The 19,909-nt window shown below is 71.9% G+C and carries 16 protein-coding genes; 6 read left to right on the top strand and 10 right to left on the bottom strand.

Going from position 1 to position 19,909, the window contains the following annotated elements; all coding sequences use genetic code 11:
- Window positions 1-91: 91 nt before the first annotated feature.
- Window positions 92-898, top strand: coding sequence for an HAD family hydrolase (locus G515_RS0108365; RefSeq protein ID WP_028659790.1), 807 nt, complete (start codon window positions 92-94; stop codon window positions 896-898).
- A gap of 354 nt (window positions 899-1,252) precedes the next feature.
- Here G515_RS0108365 and G515_RS0108360 read toward each other — a convergent pair whose 3' ends face one another.
- Window positions 1,253-2,017: a Fic family protein gene (locus tag G515_RS0108360; RefSeq protein ID WP_036554967.1), complete on the bottom strand. Its 765-nt coding sequence runs from the start codon at window positions 2,015-2,017 to the stop codon at window positions 1,253-1,255.
- A gap of 35 nt (window positions 2,018-2,052) precedes the next feature.
- On the opposite strand from G515_RS0108360, the gene G515_RS0108355 reads away from it, so the two are divergent.
- Window positions 2,053-3,096, top strand: a complete 1,044-nt coding sequence (locus G515_RS0108355) for a class I SAM-dependent methyltransferase (protein ID WP_028659788.1) — start codon at window positions 2,053-2,055, stop codon at window positions 3,094-3,096.
- Here the strand turns inward: G515_RS0108355 and G515_RS0108350 are convergent.
- The 9 genes from G515_RS0108350 to G515_RS22625 all read right to left on the bottom strand — a co-directional run bounded on the left by G515_RS0108350 (window position 3,074) and on the right by G515_RS22625 (window position 15,765).
- Window positions 3,074-3,793: a sirohydrochlorin chelatase gene (locus tag G515_RS0108350; protein ID WP_051218029.1), complete on the bottom strand. Its 720-nt coding sequence runs from the start codon at window positions 3,791-3,793 to the stop codon at window positions 3,074-3,076. The two genes, G515_RS0108355 and G515_RS0108350, sit on opposite strands and share 23 nt — an antisense overlap.
- Before the next feature lie 77 nt (window positions 3,794-3,870).
- Window positions 3,871-5,058: a uroporphyrinogen-III synthase gene (locus G515_RS0108345; RefSeq protein WP_084653316.1), complete on the bottom strand. Its 1,188-nt coding sequence runs from the start codon at window positions 5,056-5,058 to the stop codon at window positions 3,871-3,873.
- Window positions 5,055-5,417 (bottom strand): nitrite reductase small subunit NirD, encoded by a 363-nt coding sequence (nirD, locus tag G515_RS0108340; protein ID WP_028659785.1) that lies wholly within the window; start codon window positions 5,415-5,417, stop codon window positions 5,055-5,057. The genes G515_RS0108345 and nirD overlap by 4 nt, the downstream gene beginning before the upstream one ends.
- Window positions 5,414-7,972 (bottom strand): nitrite reductase large subunit NirB, encoded by a 2,559-nt coding sequence (nirB, locus tag G515_RS0108335; protein ID WP_036554965.1) that lies wholly within the window; start codon window positions 7,970-7,972, stop codon window positions 5,414-5,416. Before nirB ends, nirD begins: the two co-directional genes overlap by 4 nt.
- A 306-nt stretch (window positions 7,973-8,278) precedes the next feature.
- Complete coding sequence (locus G515_RS20265; RefSeq protein WP_036554962.1) at window positions 8,279-9,706, bottom strand: FAD-dependent oxidoreductase; 1,428 nt, start codon at window positions 9,704-9,706, stop codon at window positions 8,279-8,281.
- Entirely contained in the window at window positions 9,703-11,838 is a 2,136-nt protein-coding gene (locus tag G515_RS20260; RefSeq protein ID WP_036554960.1) for a molybdopterin oxidoreductase family protein, read from the bottom strand. Before G515_RS20260 ends, G515_RS20265 begins: the two co-directional genes overlap by 4 nt.
- Window positions 11,839-11,902: 64 nt before the next feature.
- Window positions 11,903-13,420, bottom strand: a complete 1,518-nt coding sequence (locus G515_RS20255; protein WP_084653355.1) for an MFS transporter — start codon at window positions 13,418-13,420, stop codon at window positions 11,903-11,905.
- Between the two features lie 207 nt (window positions 13,421-13,627).
- Window positions 13,628-15,124, bottom strand: coding sequence for an alkaline phosphatase PhoX (locus G515_RS0108315; protein ID WP_028659783.1), 1,497 nt, complete (start codon window positions 15,122-15,124; stop codon window positions 13,628-13,630).
- Window positions 15,125-15,288: 164 nt separating this feature from the next.
- On the bottom strand, window positions 15,289-15,765 hold the full coding sequence (locus tag G515_RS22625) for a nitroreductase family deazaflavin-dependent oxidoreductase (protein WP_051218028.1): 477 nt from the start codon (window positions 15,763-15,765) through the stop codon (window positions 15,289-15,291).
- Window positions 15,766-15,899: 134 nt separating this feature from the next.
- Here G515_RS22625 and G515_RS0108305 point away from each other — a divergent pair, with 134 nt between their 5' ends.
- The 4 genes from G515_RS0108305 to G515_RS0108290 are packed head-to-tail and all read left to right on the top strand — an operon-like array spanning window position 15,900 to window position 19,723.
- Entirely contained in the window at window positions 15,900-17,024 is a 1,125-nt protein-coding gene (locus G515_RS0108305) for a sensor histidine kinase (RefSeq protein WP_028659782.1), read from the top strand.
- Window positions 17,025-17,073: 49 nt separating this feature from the next.
- Window positions 17,074-17,823, top strand: coding sequence for a LytR/AlgR family response regulator transcription factor (locus G515_RS0108300; RefSeq protein ID WP_028659781.1), 750 nt, complete (start codon window positions 17,074-17,076; stop codon window positions 17,821-17,823).
- Window positions 17,820-18,227: a DUF485 domain-containing protein gene (locus G515_RS20245; protein ID WP_051218027.1), complete on the top strand. Its 408-nt coding sequence runs from the start codon at window positions 17,820-17,822 to the stop codon at window positions 18,225-18,227. Before G515_RS0108300 ends, G515_RS20245 begins: the two co-directional genes overlap by 4 nt.
- Window positions 18,224-19,723: a sodium/solute symporter gene (locus G515_RS0108290; RefSeq protein WP_084653314.1), complete on the top strand. Its 1,500-nt coding sequence runs from the start codon at window positions 18,224-18,226 to the stop codon at window positions 19,721-19,723. Before G515_RS20245 ends, G515_RS0108290 begins: the two co-directional genes overlap by 4 nt.
- The last annotated feature ends 186 nt before the right edge of the window (window positions 19,724-19,909 follow it).

Raw genomic sequence — 19,909 nt, 5'->3', positions numbered from 1 at the left:
GGCCCGAGCCGCTCTTACGGCTCGATGGGCCGCCGCTCAGCGGGTGCCGGCCAGACACCGGAGCCGAGGTCGGGCCACCTACGATGGAGCCATGGCGACCCGCCGACGTACCGCCGCGTTCTTCGACCTCGACAAGACCATCATCGCCAAGTCGAGCGCGCTGGCCTTCAGCAAGCCCTTCCAGGCCGGGGGGCTGATCTCCCGGGCCTCCCTGCTGCGGTCGGTCTACTCGCAGTTCGTCTTCAGCGTCGGTGGCGCCGACCACGACCAGATGGAGAAGATGCGCCACTTCATGTCTGACCTGGTCACCGGATGGGACGCCGCCCAGGTCCGCGAGATCGTCGCCGACACCCTGCACAACGTCGTCGACCCGCTCGTGTACGTCGAAGCGGTGCAGTTGATCGAGGAGCACAAGCTCGCGGGACACGATGTCGTCATCGTCTCCACCAGCGGGATCGAGGTGGTCAAGCCGATCGGCGACATGCTGGGCGCGGACCGGGTGGTGGCCACCCGGATGGGAGTGGGCGAGGACGGCCGGTTCACCGGCGAGATCCTCTACTACGCCTACGCCGAGGAGAAGGCCCGCGCGGTGCGTCAGCTCGCCGACGACCTCGGCTACGACCTGGGCGAGTGCTACGCCTACAGCGATTCGAGCACCGACGTACACATGCTGGAGGCCGTGGGACACCCCTCCGCGGTCAACCCGGACCGTGATCTCCGCAAGGTCGCGCTCGCCCGGGAGTGGCCGATCCTGGAGTTCAACAAGCCGGTGGCCCTGCGCAGCGGGATGTCTCTCCCCCCGGCGGGCCCCACCCTGGCGGCGCTGGCGGTCACCGGGCTGATCGCGGTGGGCGGGGTGCTCTGGGCCGGGGCTCGACGTCGCCGGCCGGGCGGGTGAGGCCGACCGAGACGGTCGGAATCGCGAGCCGCGAAGAGGCCGGACATGCAAGTGGCATCCGGAACTCAAGGACTCCGAATGCCACCGCAGACACGTGACCTGTGGGCTACCAAGCGTGCAACTCAGATGCGGCCTCGGGCAGTTTCCCGATCGGCTCGCGCCCTGGAAGAAGGGTCGATCGCCGCGTGGGTACCCGGTCACGTGTACGTCTGGACTTGTAGGTCCGTTCTACGCCGGAACCGGGGACGGATCAAGGGTGGGCTGGACCGCCCCGCTCGACGACGGTCGCCAGATGCGGCGAACCACCGCGGATGAGGTGGTCCTGGACCTGGGGGTGACGTCCCGGCACGACCCTCAGCCGGCGTCGCGGCGCAGCGGTGAGGCCTCCGCGCCGGCCGCGAAGGCCTCGGCGGCGTACAGCAGCCAGGCATGGACGCCGGCCTGGCCGCCGTCCCGGTAGGCGCGGAGATTCGACTCGTACTCCGCTCGCAGCGCCAGGTGGCCGGCCTCGGGTACGACGAGCGACTTCTCATCCACCCCCCGGGCGAAGAGCACCAGCCGCTCGGCGGCGCGGGCGAGGAGCCCGTTGTGCGACGGGAAGGGTGCCGCGGTGGCGAGTTCCGCGTGGACAACGGCGGCGACCACCAGGGCAGGGGCCGCGGTGTGGCGGGTGAGGTGGCCGCTGAGTTCGCGCAGCCGCGCCGCGCTCGCGGCATCACGAGGGCGCCCCAGCTCCTCGCGTTCCAGCGACCCTGCCCCCGCCACGGCATGCAGGCGGGCGAAGGCCTGGAGCGGCGTCTGGCGCAGCACCGGCACCAGCGAGAGCAGTTCGGCGGAGAGCCGGACGGCGTCCTGCGCGGTCGGGTCGCCGCCGCTCTCCCGCACCTCGGCAAGGGTCGAGGAGGAGCCCTCCAGGACCCCGCTGGCGTGGGCCCCGCGGAGCAGCGACTCCGCGGTGGTCTCCGGCGAGGTACGCCGGAGCCCCCGGTCGCGCAGCATCACGTCGATGCCGTCGCGGGTGGCGGCGTACGCCGAGGCCACGCCCTCAAGCGAGACCAGTGCGGACAGCGGATCACCGGAGGACGACGGATCTGCGGAGGGTCGGGGGGCAGAGGTCACGAGAACCACCGTATCGAGCGGGTAATCTGCCACTGATGACCGATCCCGCCCGTACCCCGCGTCGAGACCCCCGACTCTCCTTCGGGTCGGTGGCGGCCGCCTACGAGCGCGGCCGTCCCGCCTACCCGACCGAGGCCGTGGAGTGGCTGCTCGGCTCCCAACCGCTCAGTGTGCTCGAGCTCGGCGCGGGCACCGGCAAGCTCACCTCGACCCTGGTGGAGCTGGGTCACGACGTGTTCGCGACCGATCCCGACGAGCAGATGCTCGACGTCCTCTCCGCCCGGTTGCCCGACGTCCGGGCCACCGTCGGCACCGCCGAGCAGATCCCGGTGCCCGATCGGTCCTACGACGCCGTCGTGGCCGGTCAGGCGTTCCACTGGTTCGACCTGGAGCTGGCGCTCCCGGAGATCGGCCGCGTGCTCAAGCCGGGCGGTCGGGTGGCGCTGATCTGGAACCTCTACGACACCCGGATCCCGTGGGTCCGCCGCCTGGGCCGGCTGCTCGGCCAGCAGGACGCCGAGCGCGAGGACCTGGTCGCCGAGCTGGACGAGTCGGGGATGGTCAGTGCGATCGACGAGCGGTCCTTCCGGCACTGGCACGTCGTCCACCGCGAGACGATCCAGGATCTCGCCCGGTCGCGCTCCAACATCGCTTCCCTCGACACGGCGGCCCAGGACGCCCGGGTCGAGGACGTGCTGGCCTTCTACGACGCCTTCGGCCGCGGTATGGACGGCATGCAGCTGCCCTTCCACGCGGCCTGCTACCGCGCCTCGTTCCTGCCCCTGGCCCAGGTGCTGCGGACCCCCGATCCCGAGCCGGCCGCGCCACCCGACTCCTCGGCCACCGCCGGCAGCGGTGAGGACGGCGATGACGATGTCGACGCGGTCGCCCGGGTCGTCACCGATTCCGCCTACTTCGACCGGCCGCTGTTCGCCGACAGCCGGACCGACACCGCCGAGCGGCTGCCTCGGATCGTGACCGACACCGCCGACCGGATCCCGCGGGTCCTCACCGAACCGGTCGACCGCACCTTCGGCCCGGACGACGACACCGGCATCATCCTCTTCGACTTCCGCTGAGCAGGCTCCCCGCCATCCTGTCGCCGGCGGCCAGGAGAGACTCGGTCCGCGTCACCAGCAGGTCGACCAGCAGCGGGTGGGTGCCGAGGACGTCCGAGACGACGCCAGCACCCGCGGCAAGCGACTCGCTCCGGGCCCGGTCGGCGAAGTACCCCGGCGCGAGCAGGTAGGACGCCACCGCGTCGCCCGGGCGGATCACCTCGGCGGGACGCCTCCCCAGCCCCGCGAGCGCTGCCCAGCGCACCGGAGTGCCCCAGACGCCGGCGAGGAGAGCCGCGGCCGCGTCGAGATCGGCGGTCGCGCGGGGGTCCCGGGAGCCGGCGGCCACCATCACGACCGGCTGGCCGGGTCGCGCGCCCGCCGTCCGCAGGCGGGCGACCATCGCGTGGGCGAGCAACGGGTCGGGGCCGAGCGGTCCGCCCAGCCTGACCGGGCCGTACGACGTGGCAACGGCGGCCGGCAGGTCATGTCGTACGTGGTGGCCGGTCGAGAGCAGCAGCGGCACCGCCACGGTCGGCGCCTCCGCACCGGGCCAGGCGGGGCCGAGCACGTCGGTGACCAGCGGCGAGCACAGTTCCACGTACGACGTCACGGCCTCGATCCCCAGCCGCTCCCCCGCGGCGCGGGTGAGTTCGGACGCGACGGTGTTGCCGTAGGCCAGGCGGGTGCCGTGGGCGATGGTGACGAGTCTGGTCATGGCGGGTTCCTCGGGGCTGGTGGGCCACGGTCACCACGGTGTGACTGCGGGAGGACGGGTCCGGTGGTGCGGGCGGATCAGCGATCCACGGCCAGGCGGTAGCCGCGCTTGACCACCGTCTGGATGCTCTTGGTGCCCAGCGCGGATCGGAGTCGGGCGACGGCCATCTCGACGGCGTGCTCCGAACCGGCCGTGCCCGAGGGCAGGGCGGCGAGGAGCGCGGGGCGGGAGACGACGTTGCCGGGTTGGGCGACGAGCTCCTGGAGTACGGCGGCGGGAGCCGGGGAGAGCTTGACCTCGGCTCCGTCGAGCAGGACGTCGTCGCCGTGCAGCAGCAGCTGTTGTCCGGTGGCGAGGTCGATGGAGAGCCCGGCGCGGCGCGAGGGCAGTTCGACCTCGAGCTGCTTGATCATCGCGCCGAGGCGGGACCGGTCGGGGAACATCGTGGGGACGCCGTACATCTCGAAGGCGGCGGCCGTGACCGGTCCGACGCACACGGCGACGACGTCGGCCTGGAAGGCGCTCACCACGTCGTCCCGCCTCCCGACCGACCCGGCCGCCTCCATCAGAGCGGCGACGGCGGGCGCGGCGGTGAAGGTGACGGCGTCGACCCGGTAGGCGGCGATCTCCTCGATCAGCCCGAACAGGGGCCCGGGATCGTCGACCGCCCGCACCCGGTAGACCGACACGGTGGTGACGGTCGCCCCCTGACGGCGCAGGGCGTGCGCGACCATGGACAGCGACTGCCCGTGCTCCTGGACGACGATGCGCTGGCCGGTGAGGTCGCGGCCCCGCAGGAAGCCCAGGACGTCGTCGAAGGACTCCGACTCGGGCGCCCACAGCTCGCGCAGGCCGCGCCGGCGCAGCGCACCGACGCTCTTCGGTCCGCGGGCGAGGATCTGCGCCTGCTCGAGGTGACCGACCAGCTTGTCGAGCATCCCCCAGGCCTCGGCCCGGTCGAACCAGGTGCGCAGCCCGATCCCGGTGGTGGCGAGGAAGAGGTCCACCGGCGCCGCCAGCACCTCGTCGGTGGCGGCACGCAGGGACGCGTCGTCCACGACGTTGGGGTCGGTGGACAGGGCGGGGCCCCAGACCGTCTCGGCGCCGCGCCGCTCCAGCAGCGCGATCTGCTCCTCCACCTTGCGGGCCGCGGTGATGCCGATCCGGAAACCGGCCAGCGGGCCCTGGCCCGCCGGCCCGCTGGTGGCCTCGGCGGGGGTCGTCCCCGGGTCGCGGGGATCCTCGGTGTGTTCCTGGCCGTTCACCGCTGCTCCTTGACACCTCCCACGAGGACCGCGCCCTCACTGATGATCACTTCGTACGCCGACACCCGCACGTCGGGGTGGTCCAGGCACCGACCGGTCCGCAGGTCGAAGGCCTGCTTGTGCAGGGGCGAGGCGACGAACGGCACCTCGTCCCCGTCCACAGTACGAGTGCCGACGATCCCTCGGGCCAGGACCGATGCCTTGCCGAACGGATCGTAGTTGGACAGCGCATAGACCCGGTCGTCGTGGGTGCGGAAGATCGCCACGGCGCGGCCGTGGACCAGGGCGGTCACGCCGCTCTCGCGGTCGATCTGCTCCAGCTCACACACCCGGGTCGGCTCGGTGACCTTGCTGCTCATCGAGCGCCCTCCACCTGACCGGTGACCGGCGCACCCACCGGGATGCTGGCCCCGAGGGAGACCGGCCCGGTCGGCTCGGCCGGCACCGGCATCGCCCGCTCCTCACGGAAGGTGATGTGCGGATCCGGGGTGTCGGGGGCGTTGACGAAGGAGACGAACCGGCCGAGCTTCTCCGGGTCCTCCAGGGTCGCCTTCCACTCGTCGACGTAGGTGTCGATGTGGGCGGCCATCGCGGCCTCGAGCTCACTCCCGAGCCCGAGTGCGTCCTCCACGACGATCTCGCGGACCCGGTCCAGCCCGCCCTCGACCGAGTCGAGCCAGGTGGAGGTGCGCTGGAGCCGGTCGGCGGTGCGGATGTAGTACATGAGGAACCGGTCGAGGTAGCGGATCAGGGTCTCCCCGTCGAGGTCCCCGGCCAGCAGCTGGGCGTGGGCGGGGTTGGCACCACCGTTGCCGCACACGTAGAGGTTCCAGCCCTTCTCGGTGGCGATGATCCCGAAGTCCTTGCCGCGGGCCTCCGCGCACTCCCGGGCGCATCCGGAGACGCCGCCCTTGAGCTTGTGCGGCGACCGCAACCCGCGGTAGCGCAGTTCCAGTTCGATCGCCATGCCGACGGAGTCCTGCACGCCGTACCGGCACCAGGTCGAGCCGACGCACGACTTCACGGTCCGCAGGGACTTGCCGTAGGCGTGTCCGGACTCGAACCCGGCGTCCACCAGCCGCGTCCAGATCGCCGGCAGGTCCTCCATCCGGGCACCGAACAGGTCGATCCGCTGGCCTCCGGTGATCTTGGTGTAGAGATCGAAGTCGCGGGCCACCTCGCCGATCACGATGAGTTTGTCCGGAGTGATCTCGCCACCGGGGATCCTGGGTACGACGGAGTAGGTGCCGTTGCGCTGGAGGTTGGCCAGGTAGGCGTCGTTGGTGTCCTGCAGGGTGCGGTTCTCCCGGGCGAGCACGTGTCCGTTCAGCTGGCTGGCCAGGATCGAGGCGATCGCCGGCTTGCAGATGTCGCACCCGCGGCCGCGGCCGTGCGCCTCGATGATCTGGTCGAAGCGGGTGTAGCCGTGCACGAGGACGACGTCGAACAGTTCGGCGCGCGTCATCGCGAAGTGCTCGCACAGGCTCTTGTCGATCGTCTTGCCCTGGGCGGCGAAGTAGTCCTCGACGATCTTCTTCACCTGGGTCTTGCAGGACCCGCAGGTCGAGCCCGCGCCGGTGCACTGGGTCACCGCGGCCTGGGACTCGGCTCCGTCCGCGACCGCCTGCTCGATCTCGCCCTTGCTGACGTTGTTGCACGAGCAGATCTGGGCCTCGGCAGGAAGGCTGAACCCGGCCCCGGAGGACTGCGGGAGGATCAGCTCCTCGGGGTTCTCCGGCAGCGGCAGCCCGGAGGCGACCATCGGTCGGAGCAGTCCGTACGCCGACGCGTCGCCGACCAGGACACCGCCGAGCAGCTTGGTGCCGCACTCGCTGATCACGAGCTTCTTGTAGACCCCGGCGACGGCGTCGGAGTAGACGAGTTCGAGGCTGTCGGGGGTGGTGGCGTGGGCGTCTCCGAAGGAGGCCACGTCGACGCCGAGCAGCTTGAGCTTGGTGGACATGTCCGCTCCGGCGAAGACCCCGGGGCCGCCCAGCAGGGCGTCGACCACGATCTCGGCCATGTCGTAGCCGGGGGCGACCAGGCCGTACATCTTGCCGCCCGGGGCCGCGCACTCACCGATCGCCCACACGTGCGGGTCGGAGCTGCGGCACTGCTCGTCGACGAGCACGCCGCCGCGCTCGGCTAGGTCGAGTCCGGCCTCCCGGGCGAGGGTGTCCCGCGGCCGGATGCCGGCGGAGAAGACCACCATGTCCAGCGGCAGGACCTCGTCATGGTCCTTGAACTTCAGCCCGGTCACCCGGTCCTCGCCCTGGACGCACTCCGACATCACGCCGGTGTGAACGGTCAGGCCCAGTCCTTCGACGTGGCGGGTCAGCGTGCGACCGCCGGCCTCGTCGATCTGGACGGCCATCAGCCGGGGGGCGAGCTCGACCACGTGGGTCTGGACGCCGAGCTGGTGCAGCGCGTTGGCGGCCTCCAGGCCGAGCAGTCCGCCGCCGATCACCGCGCCGACGCGAGCGGTCGCCGCCCGGTCCCGGATCGCCTCGAGGTCCTCGATGGTCCGGTAGACGAAGGTGCCGTCCAGGTCGTGGCCCGGCATCGGCGGCACGAACGGCGACGCACCGGTGGCCAGCACCAGTTCGTCGTACCCGATCCGCTCGCCGCTGCTGAGCTCGACGCTGTGTGAGGCGCGGTCGATCCCGAGGACCTGGGTGTCGAGCACGAGTCGTACCCGCGGGTCCTCGTAGGCGCCGCCGGGCAGGAACGAGAGCTCCTGGGCCCCCACCTCGAAGAACGAGGTCAGCGCGACCCGGTCGTAGGCCGGCCGCGGCTCCTCGCCGATCACCACGATGTCGTGGGTCTCGGTGAGGCCGCGCTCGATGGCCGCCTGCACGAACCGGTGCCCCACCATGCCGTGCCCGGCGACCACGATGGTCTTACGAGTCTTCATCGGGTCCGCTCCTCTCGCTGCTCCGAATGCTGGGACCGAATCTTTCAACCGCGTGTTCGCACCGCGTGACGGCTGTGTAAATCCCAACGTGTCGTTGTCCTCACCGCCTCACACCCCGCTCCGCGATGAGGCGGATCCAGGCGTGGCCCGGGACGAGCACGAGGGGTCCGGCAATGCGAGGACGCGGTCCCGTCCCGGCCAGCCGGGCAGCCGGGACGGGAAGGCGAGGTCATTGGGCCGGACAGAACGCGGCACGCCCCCGCAGCAGGGCGGGAGCGGTCGAGAGGACGCCACCGGGGAATCAGGTCAGGACGGCACCGCGCGCAGGCCATTCTCGATGAGGGTGCGTACGACGGAGGCGCAACCCCCGCAGCCGGTGGTGGCGCGGGTCGTCTCGCGGGCCTCCTCGACGGAGGTGCAGGCACGGATCCGACCGGCCGAGACGCCGGCGCAGGCACACACCTCGGCGTCGTCGGGCAGCGCCTGGGCGGCCTGGTCGGGGCTCGGTCCCGCGGCGTACCCCATCAGCAGAGCGCCCGGCTCGTGGTCACCGAGCACGGTGCCGCGATCGAACGCCTGGGTGATCAGGCCGATCCGGGACAGGTCGCCCACCAGGGTCGCGGCGACGACCACGCCGTCCCGGATCACCAGCCGCCGCCGGCTGCCGGCGATCGGGTTGGCGACCTCGACGACCTCGGCCCCCTCGGGGGCGGGTCCGGTGGTGAGGTCGGGGTCGCCGAGCACGGCCACGTCGAGCCCGGTCGCCCGCAGCCTGGCCACCAGCCGGTGCCCGTCGTAGTTCGCGCTCCCCCCGGCCAGCCGGTCGGCCAGGATCTCGGCCTGTTCCCAGGCCGGCGGGACGAACCCGGTCGTCCGGCCGTCGTGCTCGGCGCAGTCGCCGATGGCGTGGATCCGCTCGTCGTCGACGGAGGCGAGGGTGTCCTCCACGACCACGCCGCGGCGGGTGGAGAGTCCCGCCCGGCGGGCGAGGTTGATGCTCGGCCGGCCACCGGCGGTGAGCACGATCAGGTCGCTGTCCAGGGTGTAGCCGTTGTCCAACCGCAGGCCGTCGTCGGTGAGCCGCACCGCTCGCGCCCCCGTGTAGACGGTGGTGCCGAGCCGGGTGAGGCTGCGCCGCAGGATCGCCCCGGACTTCTCGTCGACGTGGCTGCGGAGAAGGTGTTCTGCCCCCTCCACGATCTCGGTCTCGACGCCCCGCACGCTCAGCGCCCGAGCAACCTGCAACCCGAGCAGCCCACCGCCGACGACCACGGCGCGGCGGGCCGAGGGCACCGCCCGCTCGAGCCGCGCACAGTCGTCCAGACTGCGGAACGCGTGCACCTTCTCGTGCAACTGCCCGTCCACCCGGACCAGTCCGCGGATCGGCGGCAGGGTCGGGATCGACCCGGTGGCCAGGACCAGCCGGTCGTAGGGCACCAGCTGCCGGTCGGCCAGTTCGACCTCGCGGGCCTCCCGGTGGACGTCGACCACGCGGGTGCCCAGTCGCAGCTCGACCCCGTGCTCGGCGTACCACTCGGGCGAGCGCAGCGTGATCGCCTCGGGCCGGTGGGTGCCCTCCAGGACGGCGGACAGCAGGATCCGGTTGTACGGCGGATGCGGCTCCTCGCCCAGGACGGTGATGTGGCCGGTGCGGTGCACCCCCCGAGCCACCAGTTCCTCGACCAGTCGGACCGCTGCCATCCCGTGGCCGACCACCACGATCCGCTCGGTCATCGGGTGGCCCCGACGGGTTGGGCCGGTGCGGGGGCCGCGACCTCAACGGCGAGCTCGACCCGCGCGGCGCAGACCTTGAACTCCGGCATCCGCGAGCTCGGGTCGAGGGCGTCGTTGGTGAGCCGGTTGGCGCCGACCCAGTGGAACGGGACGAAGACCGTGTCGGGCCGGATCGTGCGGACCACCCGCGCGGGAGCGCGCATCGTCCCGCGCCGGGTGGTCACGATCAGGGCCTCGCCATCGACCGCTCCGATCCGGTCCGCGAGCAGCGGGTGGAGTTCGACGAACGGGCCGTCGTCGGGCAGTTCCTTGATCCGTCGGGTCTGCGCGCCGGACTGGTACTGGCCCAGCACCCGCCCGGTGGTCAGGTGCACGGGGTAGTCGGCGCTGGGCTCCTCGGCAGGTCCGACGTACTCCACGGTCTTGAAGCGGGCACGGCCGTCGGGGTGGGCGAACCGCTCGCCGAACAGCCGCGGGGTGCCGGGGTGCGCCTCGGCCCCGGTGTCGGGACAGGGCCAGAACACGCCGTCCTCCGCCCGGATCCGGTCGTAGGTGATGCCGCTGTAGTCGGCGAGACCGCCGGCCGAGGCGGCCCTGAGCTCGGTGAAGATCTCCTCCGGCTCGGTGGACCAGGTGGAGGGCGCCCCGAGACGTGTCGCGAGGCCGGCGATCACATCGAGGTCGCTGCGCACCCCCTCCGGCGGGGTGATGGCGCGCTCGCGCAGGATGACCCGGCCCTCCAGGTTGGTCATCGTGCCGCTCTCCTCCGCCCACTGGGTGACCGGTAGGACCACGTCGGCCAGCGCCGCGGTCTCGCTCATCACCAGGTCGCACACCACCAGCAGGTCGAGCGCCTCGAGCCGCTCGGTCACGTGCTCGGCGCGCGGAGCGGAGACCACGATGTTGGAGCCGAAGACGAGCAGGCTGCGCGGCCCGTCGCCGTCCTCGGAGCGGGTGCCGAGCGCGTCGAGCAGCTCGTAGGCGCTACGACCCTTCCCGGGCAGGCTGTCGGGATCGACACCCCACACCCCCGCGACGTGGGCACGCGCGGCCGGGTCCTCGATCATCCGGTAGCCGGGCAGCTGGTCGGCCTTCTGGCCGTGCTCCCGACCCCCCTGGCCGTTGCCCTGCCCGGTGAGGCAGCCGTAGCCGGCGTACTCCTTGCCCGGGAGACCGAGGGCGAGCGCGACGTTGATCCAGGCCAGCACGGTGGCGGTGCCCTGGCGCTGTTGCTCCGCTCCACGGGCGGTCAGGATCATCGCCCGGTCCGCACCGGCGAGCAGGTCGGCGAGCTCGCGCAGGACCGTGGCCTCGACACCGGTGACTCGCTCGACCCGCTCGGGCCACCAGCCGGCGACGGAGGCGCGTACGTCGTCCCAGCCGGTCGTGCGCGCCGCGACGTACTCCTCCGCCACCGCCCCGCGTGCGTCCAGGAGGTGGAGCACCCCCAGCGCGAGGGCGAGGTCGGTACCGGGCACCGGCTGGATCGCCAGGTCGGCCCGTTCCGCGGTCGCGGTGTGGCGCGGGTCGATCACGACGACCCGGCCGCCCCGCTCGCGGAGCCGGTCCAGGTGACGGGCCGCGGGCGGCATCGTCTCGGCCAGGTTGGACCCGACCAGCACGAGCACGTCGGTGCCCTCGATGTCAGCCAGCGGGAACGGCAGACCGCGGTCCAGCCCGAAGGCCCGGTTGCCCGCGGTGGCGGCCGAGCTCATGCACCAGCGGCCGTTGTAGTCGATCTGGCTGCTGCCGAGCGCGACCCGGGTGAACTTGCCGAGTTGATAGGCCTTCTCGGTGGTGAGCCCGCCGCCACCGAAGACCGCGTTGGTGTCCGGGCCGTGCGCCTCCCGCAGCGCCCGGAGCCGGTCGGCGATCAGGTCGAGCGCTTCGTCCCAGGAGGCCGCCCGCCAGCCGCCGACGTCCCGGTCGCGCAGCATCGGGGTGGTGATCCGCTCCCGGTGGCCGCGCAGGCCGGCCGCCGTCCAGCCCTTGCGACACAGGGCTCCTTCGGTGATGGGGCTGTGCGGGTTGGCCGGCATCGCGCGGGCGTCGACCTCCAGCGACCGGCCCTGACGGGTCAGGGTCATGCCGCACTGGAGGCTGCAATAGGGGCAGTGGGTCGCGGTGGCCATCTCGCTCGATTCGGCTGGAGTGCTGCTGGGGTTGCTGGAGTGTTCGCTGGAGTGGTGACTGCGGTCAGATCCGGGTGAGCGCCCGCTCCGAGGCGTGCGCCCCGGATCCGTTCGCCGAGGCGCCCGATTGCCGGATGTAGAAGCCGACACACAGGGCCGCGCAGAGGAGGTAGTAGACCACGAAGCCGAGCAGCGCGCCCTTGGTGGCCGACAGGGCGTTGTCCACCCACGGAGCGCTGAAGGCCAGCGGGATGAGGAAGCCCCCCAGCGCACCCATCGCGCCGATCAGGCCGAGCGCGGCCGAGGACTTCTTGGTCGCCTCGACCAGTCCGAACTCCCGCTCCGGCGAGCCGGGCTCGGTCTCCAGCTCCACCTCACGCCGGAAGATCGCCGGGATCATCGTGTACGCCGACCCGTTGCCGATGCCGGTGCAGGCGAAGATCAGCAGGAAGAAGGTGAGGAACAGGGGGAACCAGGACTGGTTGTCGGCCGCGATCGAGGCCGTCTGCTCCGGGTTCGGGCTGAGCTGCCCCAGGGTCCACACGACGCCGAGGGTGAAGATCACGATGCCCAGGATCGCGCCGAGGGTGACCCGGGCGCCGCCCACCCGGTCGGCCAGCCAGCCGCCGAAGGGCCTGGTCAGCGAGCCGATGCCGGCGCCGAGGAAGGCGTAGTAGGCGAAGTAGATGCCGGTGCCGAGCGGGGCCGGGTCCGGCACCCAGAAGTTGAGCTTGATCAGCAGCGGCATCGCCGAGGCGTAGCCCATGAACGAGCCGAAGGTGCCGATGTAGATCAGCGACATGATCCAGATGTGCTTGCTGCGTACGACGCGGAGCTGCTCCCGCGGGCTGGACTTGGCGCCGGCCAGGTTGTCCATCCAGCGCCAGGCGGCGAAGGTCGCGACGAGGCACAGCGCGGCGTAGACGTAGGCCGCCCGTTCCAGGTGGATGCCCTCGCTGGAGGCCTGCACCAGCCCGAACATGCCGGCCCCGCCGACCATGATCGGCAGCAGGAACTGGATCAGGGACACCCCCAGGTTGCCGCCCGCGGCGTTGAGCCCGAGCGCGGCGCCCTTCTTCGAGGACGGGAAGAAGAAGTTGATGTTGGTCATCGAGGAGGCGAAGTTGCCACCACCCAGGCCGGCGAACGCCGCGATCACACAGAACGCCCAGAACGGCGTGCCCGAGTTGGTCACGGCCAGCGCGTATCCGGCGGTCGGCACCAGCAGGGCCGATGCGGAGAACACCGTGAAGTTCCGCCCGCCGAACTTCGGTACCGCGAAGGTGTAGGGCAGTCGCAGCAGTGCCCCAACGAGGCTCGGGATCGCGACCAGGAGGAACAACTGCTGGGTGCTGAACCCGAAGCCCACCTGGGTCAGGAATGCCGCACTGACGCTCCAGATCATCCAGATCGAGAAGCCCAGGTGCTCGGCGAAGACCGACCAGCCCAGATTCCGCCAGGCGACCCGCGACCCGCCGTTCGCCCAGAACTCGGGGTCCTCGGGGCGCCAGTCCTCGATCCAGCGGCGGGTGCGGTGCGGGCGTTGCTGGCCCGCCAGGCGAGTGGAGGTCTTGCTGGTCATGCTCACGGGAGACTCCTGGGTCGCGAGAGGATGTCCGTCCAGACTCGGCACCCGGCGTAACGCCTGCGACATGGAGCCGTCTCCGCTCGGTCAACTTGTTCTCACGGCCTCACGGGCAGACAACCCCCGGAGCCGAGCCGACCTCGGTACGCCGCCCGCCCGGGGACGGCGTACCGAGGTCGGCTGCCGAGGGTCCGCGATGCGCGCTCAGCCCAGGTAACGCTCCCACGGTCCGGTGATGGCGAGGGTGTAGCCGGGGTCCTGCATGTTCACGAAGAGCACCTTGCCGTCCTCGCTGAAGACCGGGCCGGTGAACTCGGAGTCGTTGAGCATGTTCCGCGCGATCGCCTGGGCGGGGCCGTAGGGCACCGCCGCGAGCACGTGGGAGGCGCCGACGCCGTCCTCGGCCAGCACCAGCGAGCCCCACGGCGTGACCGTCACGTTGTCGGGACCGTCGAAGGTGAGGTCGTCGTAGGCGGCCGCCTCCTCGGTCTCGGCGGTGAGTTGGTGCGGGAAGTAGGTGACCAGCGAGATGGTCTCCTCCTCGTAGTCGTAGAACCACACCATCCCGTCGTGCGGGACCGCGTCGGCCGGCAGGTCGCCGTCCTCCCAGGCGTAGGAGTTCACGACGTAGACGCCCTTGTCGGTGCCCCACACCCCCTCGAACTTCCGGCCCCGGGTGATCTCCCCGTCCGCGAACTGCTCGCGGGTCGACGTGGTGCGCGCGTCCCGGTCGGGCACCTCGGCCCAGGTGACCCGGAACGGCAGCCCCAGCTGGGCAGAGGTCAGGTAGGCCACGTCGGGGAGGATCGACCCGTCGGGGAGGTGGATCCGCATCGCCTCGAGCCGGCCCGACCGGTCGCCGAGCTGCTCGGCGATCCCGGCGCGGAGCCGGTAGCCGCGCGGGGCGGTCCAGCGGTAGAAGAGGCCGTTCGGCCCGTCGGCGTCCTCGGAGAGGAAGACGTGCGTCCGGTCGGCGTCGATCGCCAGCGCCTCGTGCGCGAACCGCCCGAAGGCCTTGATCGGCTCGGGCAGGGTGCGACCGTCCTGGAACACCTCGAACACGTATCCGTGGTCCTTCTGGTACGTGCCGGTGGCGGCGCCGTCCTCCCCCTCCCAGGTGGTGCCGGCGCGGTCCTCGGTCTCCTCACAGGTGAGCCAACTGCCCCACGGCGTCGGACCGCCCGCGCAGTTGTCGACGGTGCCCGAGATGGCGACGAACTCACCGAGATTGCGCCCGCGGGCGTCGGTGGTGATCACGGTGCAGCCGCCCGCGGCGAGCGCCCCCGGGTCGTAGACGGTGCCCTCGAGGTGGGGTACGCCGTACGTCGCGCCGCCACCCTGCTCGTGGTTCTGGATCAGCCGGTAGCGACCGCGCGAGGAGAAGACCGCGTTGCCGTCGTGCGCGCCCGGCGTCTTCTCGCCACTGTCGAGGGACGTCACCCCGGCGGTGGTGACGATCGCGTAACTGAAGCCGTCGGCCAGGGCGAGGATGCCGTCCGGGTCGTCGACGAGCGGAGGGAACGGCTTGGCCACACGCGCCACCGGCGAGCGGTCGCCGTCGGGCCGGACGGTGTGCTGGCCACGGTTGCGGTGACGGCCGGCGGGGCTGGCCTCGGCCAGGGAGGGCACGGCTCCGGCCACGGCGAGGCCGAGGCCGGCTGCTGCTCCGCCGCTGAGCAGGGCGCGGCGAGATGCGGACATGGGGGGCTCCTGGAAGGGGGGTTGGGGACAGGACCACCGCGTAACCCACCGTCCCCAGGCGTCCGCAACACCCCCGAGACGTGACATGTCAGTGTCCGATCGATGAACGTCCCTTCGACCTCATCCCGCACTCATGAGTCACCAGCGCTGGAACCGGGTCGGCCTCAGTCGGCGACGGTCACCCGGAGGAACTCCCGGACGTCGAAGAGCCTGGCGACGACCTGTTCGCCGCGGGGCAGCAGCGGTAGGGCCTCGTCGGCGGAGATGATCCGGGGCTCGGTCAGCCGGTGGCTGCGCCCGTCCAGGTCGAGGGTGGCCTCCCCAGCGGCGAGCACGTTGCGTGCCCAGTCGGAGCGTGAGGTGTAGGGCAGATTGATCACGTATCCGCCCGGCGCCGGGTGCGGACCGATCGGCGTCACGTACGGCGTACCGCTGCGGCGGCCGACGTGGTGGATCAGCCCGGTCTTCCTCCCCTGCGTGCCGCCGGTCTCGAGGTCCCACTTCCGCCCCACGTCCCGCTGGAACCGGGTGAACCGCTCCAGCAGCCACGGCGACTTCCGCCGCATCCCCACCAGGAAGACGGCCGTGAGGAGGGCAGCGACCCCCAGCACGCCGATGAACAGCCTCCGCACCAGGCGCATGACTCACCCTAACCTCGGTCTCGGCCGAGCGGCGTGCAGCGAGGGACACCATCTGGTGGATCGGCATGACGCCCGCGCCGAGGCGTGGTCGCGGCGTCGCGCCGGGAGGTCGCGGCACCCTTAGGGTGTGATCCGTGGCACTGCGGCGGCCGTGGCGGCGTACCCATCTGGGAAGTGAGGCGGACCGGGCGACGTTCCGGACCCTTCACACCGCGTCCTTGGCGAGCCCGGCGCTCCGGGAGGGGCTGACCGTCGAGAGCGCGGAGCGATCGATCCGGCACCTGCGTACCCTGCTCGGGACGCCGGCGGTGGCGCTGACCGATGGGGACCGACTGCTCGCCTGGGACGGTGCGGGGTCGGGGCACCACGCGGCGCAGACAGCCGAGCTCGCGACCGCGACGCTGGAGCGCGGCGGCACCCGGCTGGTCGACCCGGACGATCTGACCTGTGCCCAGCCGGACTGCCCGATCCGGGCCGGGGTGGTGTCGCCGCTGGTGATCGAGGAGCGGCTGGTGGGCACCCTGCAGGTCTTCGGCCCCTACGCCACCGCGAGCCTGGCCCGCGCCGCCGACGAGGTCGCCCACTGGGTCTCGGGGCAGCTGGAGCTCGCCGAGCTCGATGCCTCCCGACGCCGACTAATGGAGGCCGAGGTGCGAGCGCTGCGGGCGCAGATCAGCCCGCACTTCATCTACAACTCGCTGGGCGCGATCGCGAGCTTCGTGCGCACCGACCCGGAACGGGCACGGGATCTGCTCCTGGAGTTCGCCGACTTCACCCGCTACAGCTTCCGCAAGCACGGCGAGTTCACCACCCTGTCCGAGGAACTGCGCAGCGTGGAGCGCTACCTGCTGCTGGAGCAGGCCCGGTTCGGCGACCGGCTGCGGGTGCGGCTCAGCGTCGCGCCCGAGGTGCTGCCGACCACGGTCCCGTTCCTGTGCCTCCAGCCGCTGGTCGAGAACGCCGTACGACACGGGCTCTCCGGCACCCAGCAGGGCGGCCGGATCCGGATCAGCGCCGCCGACCTCGGGCAGGAGTGCGTGATCGAGGTCGAGGACGACGGCATCGGCGAGGACCCGGAGAAGGTACGCCGGGCGCTCGCCGGCGACGACGCCAGCGACTCCATCGGACTGGGCAACGTCGACAGCCGGCTGCGCAACGCCTTCGGCGACGACTTCGGCCTGGTCGTCGAGACCGCCCCCGGCGCCGGCACCAAGGTCACCGTCCGCATCCCCAAGTTCGCCTCCGGAGTCCACGCATGAACACCCCGTCCGGATGCTCACTCCGCTCCGCTGCGGACAGGGACCCCGCATGAGCACTCCCTCGAACGGGCTGCGGGTGCTGGTGGTCGACGACGAACTGCCGGCCCTGGACGAACTCTCCTTCCTGCTCCGCGAGGACCCCCGGGTCGGGGAGGTGCTCACCTGCGACAACGCCACCGAGTCGCTGCGAGTGCTCCAGGACAACGAGGTGGACGCGGCGTTCCTCGACATCCAGATGCCCGGCCTGACGGGGGTCGAGTTGGCCGGGGTGCTCGCGCGCTTCCGGACGCCGCCCGCGCTGGTCTTCGTCACCGCGCACGACGAGCACGCGCTGGCCGCCTTCGAGCTGCGCGCCGTCGACTATGTGCTCAAGCCGGTGCGGGCCGAACGCATCCGCGACACCCTCACCAGGCTGGTCGGGCCGCACCCGGAAGGCGCCCCCGGCCCAGCCCGGCAGGACCTCCAGGTGCCGGTCGAGCTCGGCGGCGTCACCCGGTTCGTACGCCGCAGCAACATCACCCACGTCGAGGCACAGGGCGACTACGTGCGACTGCACACCGCCGGCGGCTCCCACCTCATCCGCATCCCCCTCACCCAGCTCGAGGAGGAGTGGCGGCAGGCGGGCTTCGTGCGGATCCACCGGTCCCTGCTGGTCAACCTGGCCCGTGTCACCGAGGTCCGGACCGACGCCGGCCGCTGTTCGGTGCTCGTCGCCGGCACCGAACTGGTGGTGAGTCGCAGGCACACCCGACAACTCAAGGACCTCCTCGCCGAACGCAGCACGGGGCCAGCCCGATGAGCGAGTCACCACCGGGCCGGGTGCGGATCACCGGGCCGCCGCGCCGCCCCACCCAGGTCAGCCGACGCACCGACATCGACCACGACACCCCCCTGGGTGAGATGTACGTCGGCTCGCTGCTCCGCGCCCAGCTCGGACTGGCCGCGCGGGTCCTGCTGGTGATGCTGGTCGGGCTCGGCAGCCTGCCGCTGGTCTTCCACCTCTTCCCGGGACTCGCGGGGATCCGGATGCTCGGCATCCCGGTGCCGTGGTGGCTGCTGGGGGTGGCGGCGTACCCGTTCCTCTATCTGCTGGGCCGCCACTACGTCCGGCGCGCCGAGCAGCACGAGAGCAGCTTCGCGGAACTGGTCAGCAGCCGCGACCCCGGCGGACGGCCCGCCCATGATCCGCCGGAGGAGCCGTGAGCCTGGACGCCGCGCCCGGCATCATCGCGGTCACCCTGGTCACCGTCGCCACCGTGGCGATCGGCACCTGGGGGCTGCGGTTCAGCCGCACCACCAGCGACTTCTTCGTCGCCTCGCGCACCGTTCACCCGCGCCTGAACGCCAGCGCGATCGGTGGCGAATACCTCTCCGCAGCCTCCTTCCTCGGCATCGCCGGTCTGGTCCTGACCTTCGGCGCGGAGATGCTCTGGTACCCGATCGGCTGGACGGCCGGTTACCTCGTCCTGCTGGTGCTGGTGGCGGCACCGCTGCGCCGCTCGGGCGCCTACACACTGCCCGACTTCGCCGAGGCACGCCTCGGCTCGCGCGCGATCCGACTGCTCTGCTCGCTCCTGGTGGTAGCGATCGGCTGGCTCTACCTGATGCCCCAGTTCCAGGGCGCCGGCATCACCCTGCACGCGGTCGCCGGGGCGCCCACCTGGACCGGCCCGCTGATCGTGGGCGCAGTGGTGCTGGTCAACGTGATGTCGGGCGGGATGCGCTCGATCACCTTCGTCCAGGCCTTCCAGTACTGGCTCAAGCTCACCGCGCTCCTGCTGCCCGCAGCTGTCCTGCTGATCGTGTGGGCCGGGGAGGGCCGTCCCCGGCCCGACGTCGACGCGGCCTGGTCCCTCCCGCTGGCCGACGGCGGCGGGATCGGGCTCTACACGACGTACTCCCTGATCCTGGCCACCTTCCTGGGCACGATGGGACTCCCGCACGTGGTCGTCCGGTTCTACACCAACCCCGACGGCCGGGCGGCTCGGCAGACCACCCTCACCGTGCTCGCTCTGCTCGGCGTCTTCTACCTGATCCCACCGGTGTACGGCGCCCTCGGTCGCGTCCACACCGCGGAGCTCGCGTCCGCGGACGCGCTGGTCCTCGAACTCCCCCGGTTGATGCTCCCCGGCCCGCTGGGCGACGTACTGACCGGGCTGGTGGTGGCCGGGGCGTTCGCGGCCTTCCTGTCGACCTCCTCGGGGCTCACCATCGCGTTGGCAGGGGTGCTCAGCCAGGACCTGGTGGCGAAGCTGCCCCAGCATCGCCTCTCCGGTGTGGCCGCGTTCCGCCTCGCCTCCGTGGTCGCGGTGGCGATCCCGTGCATCGCCGCGGTCGCCGTGCCGCACGTCAGCATCGCCCGGGCGGTCGGGCTGGCCTTCGCGGTCGCGGCCTCGACGTTCTGCCCGCTGCTGTTGCTGGGCATCTGGTGGCGGCGGCTGACCGACGTGGGCGCTGCCGCGGGACTGATGATCGGCTTCGTCGGGTCCGGCGGCGCCGTGGTCTGGACCCTCAGCGGCGGCAGCGAACCCCCGTTGCTCGACGCCCTGCTTGCCCAGCCGGCCGCCTGGTCGGTCCCCCTCGCGTTCGCCGCCATGGTCCTCGGCAGTCTGTGCACGCCACGCCGGGTGCCCGCGCACACCAGCCGGCTGCTGGTGCGTCTGCACACCCCCGAGTCGGTCCCGCTCGACCGCGGCTGACCGTCGATCCGCGCACCCTGGATCGGGCCCGCTGCCGCCCCGGGACTACCGCTCGGCGCTCGTCAGCGACCACCCGGCGACGCACAGCAGCCGTTCACCGAGGCCCCCTCCACGAACGGAGACCGGCGGGCCCGCCGCCTCCTAATGTGAGGCCGATCACACGTCGGCGACCCCGGTGTGTCCCCC

Origin of the sequence: Nocardioides insulae DSM 17944 (assembly GCF_000422825.1) — a bacterium.
Lineage (GTDB): Bacteria > Actinomycetota > Actinomycetes > Propionibacteriales > Nocardioidaceae > Nocardioides > Nocardioides insulae.
Note: the sequence above shows the minus strand (reverse complement) of the source record. Positions and strands in the feature narration are given on the sequence as shown.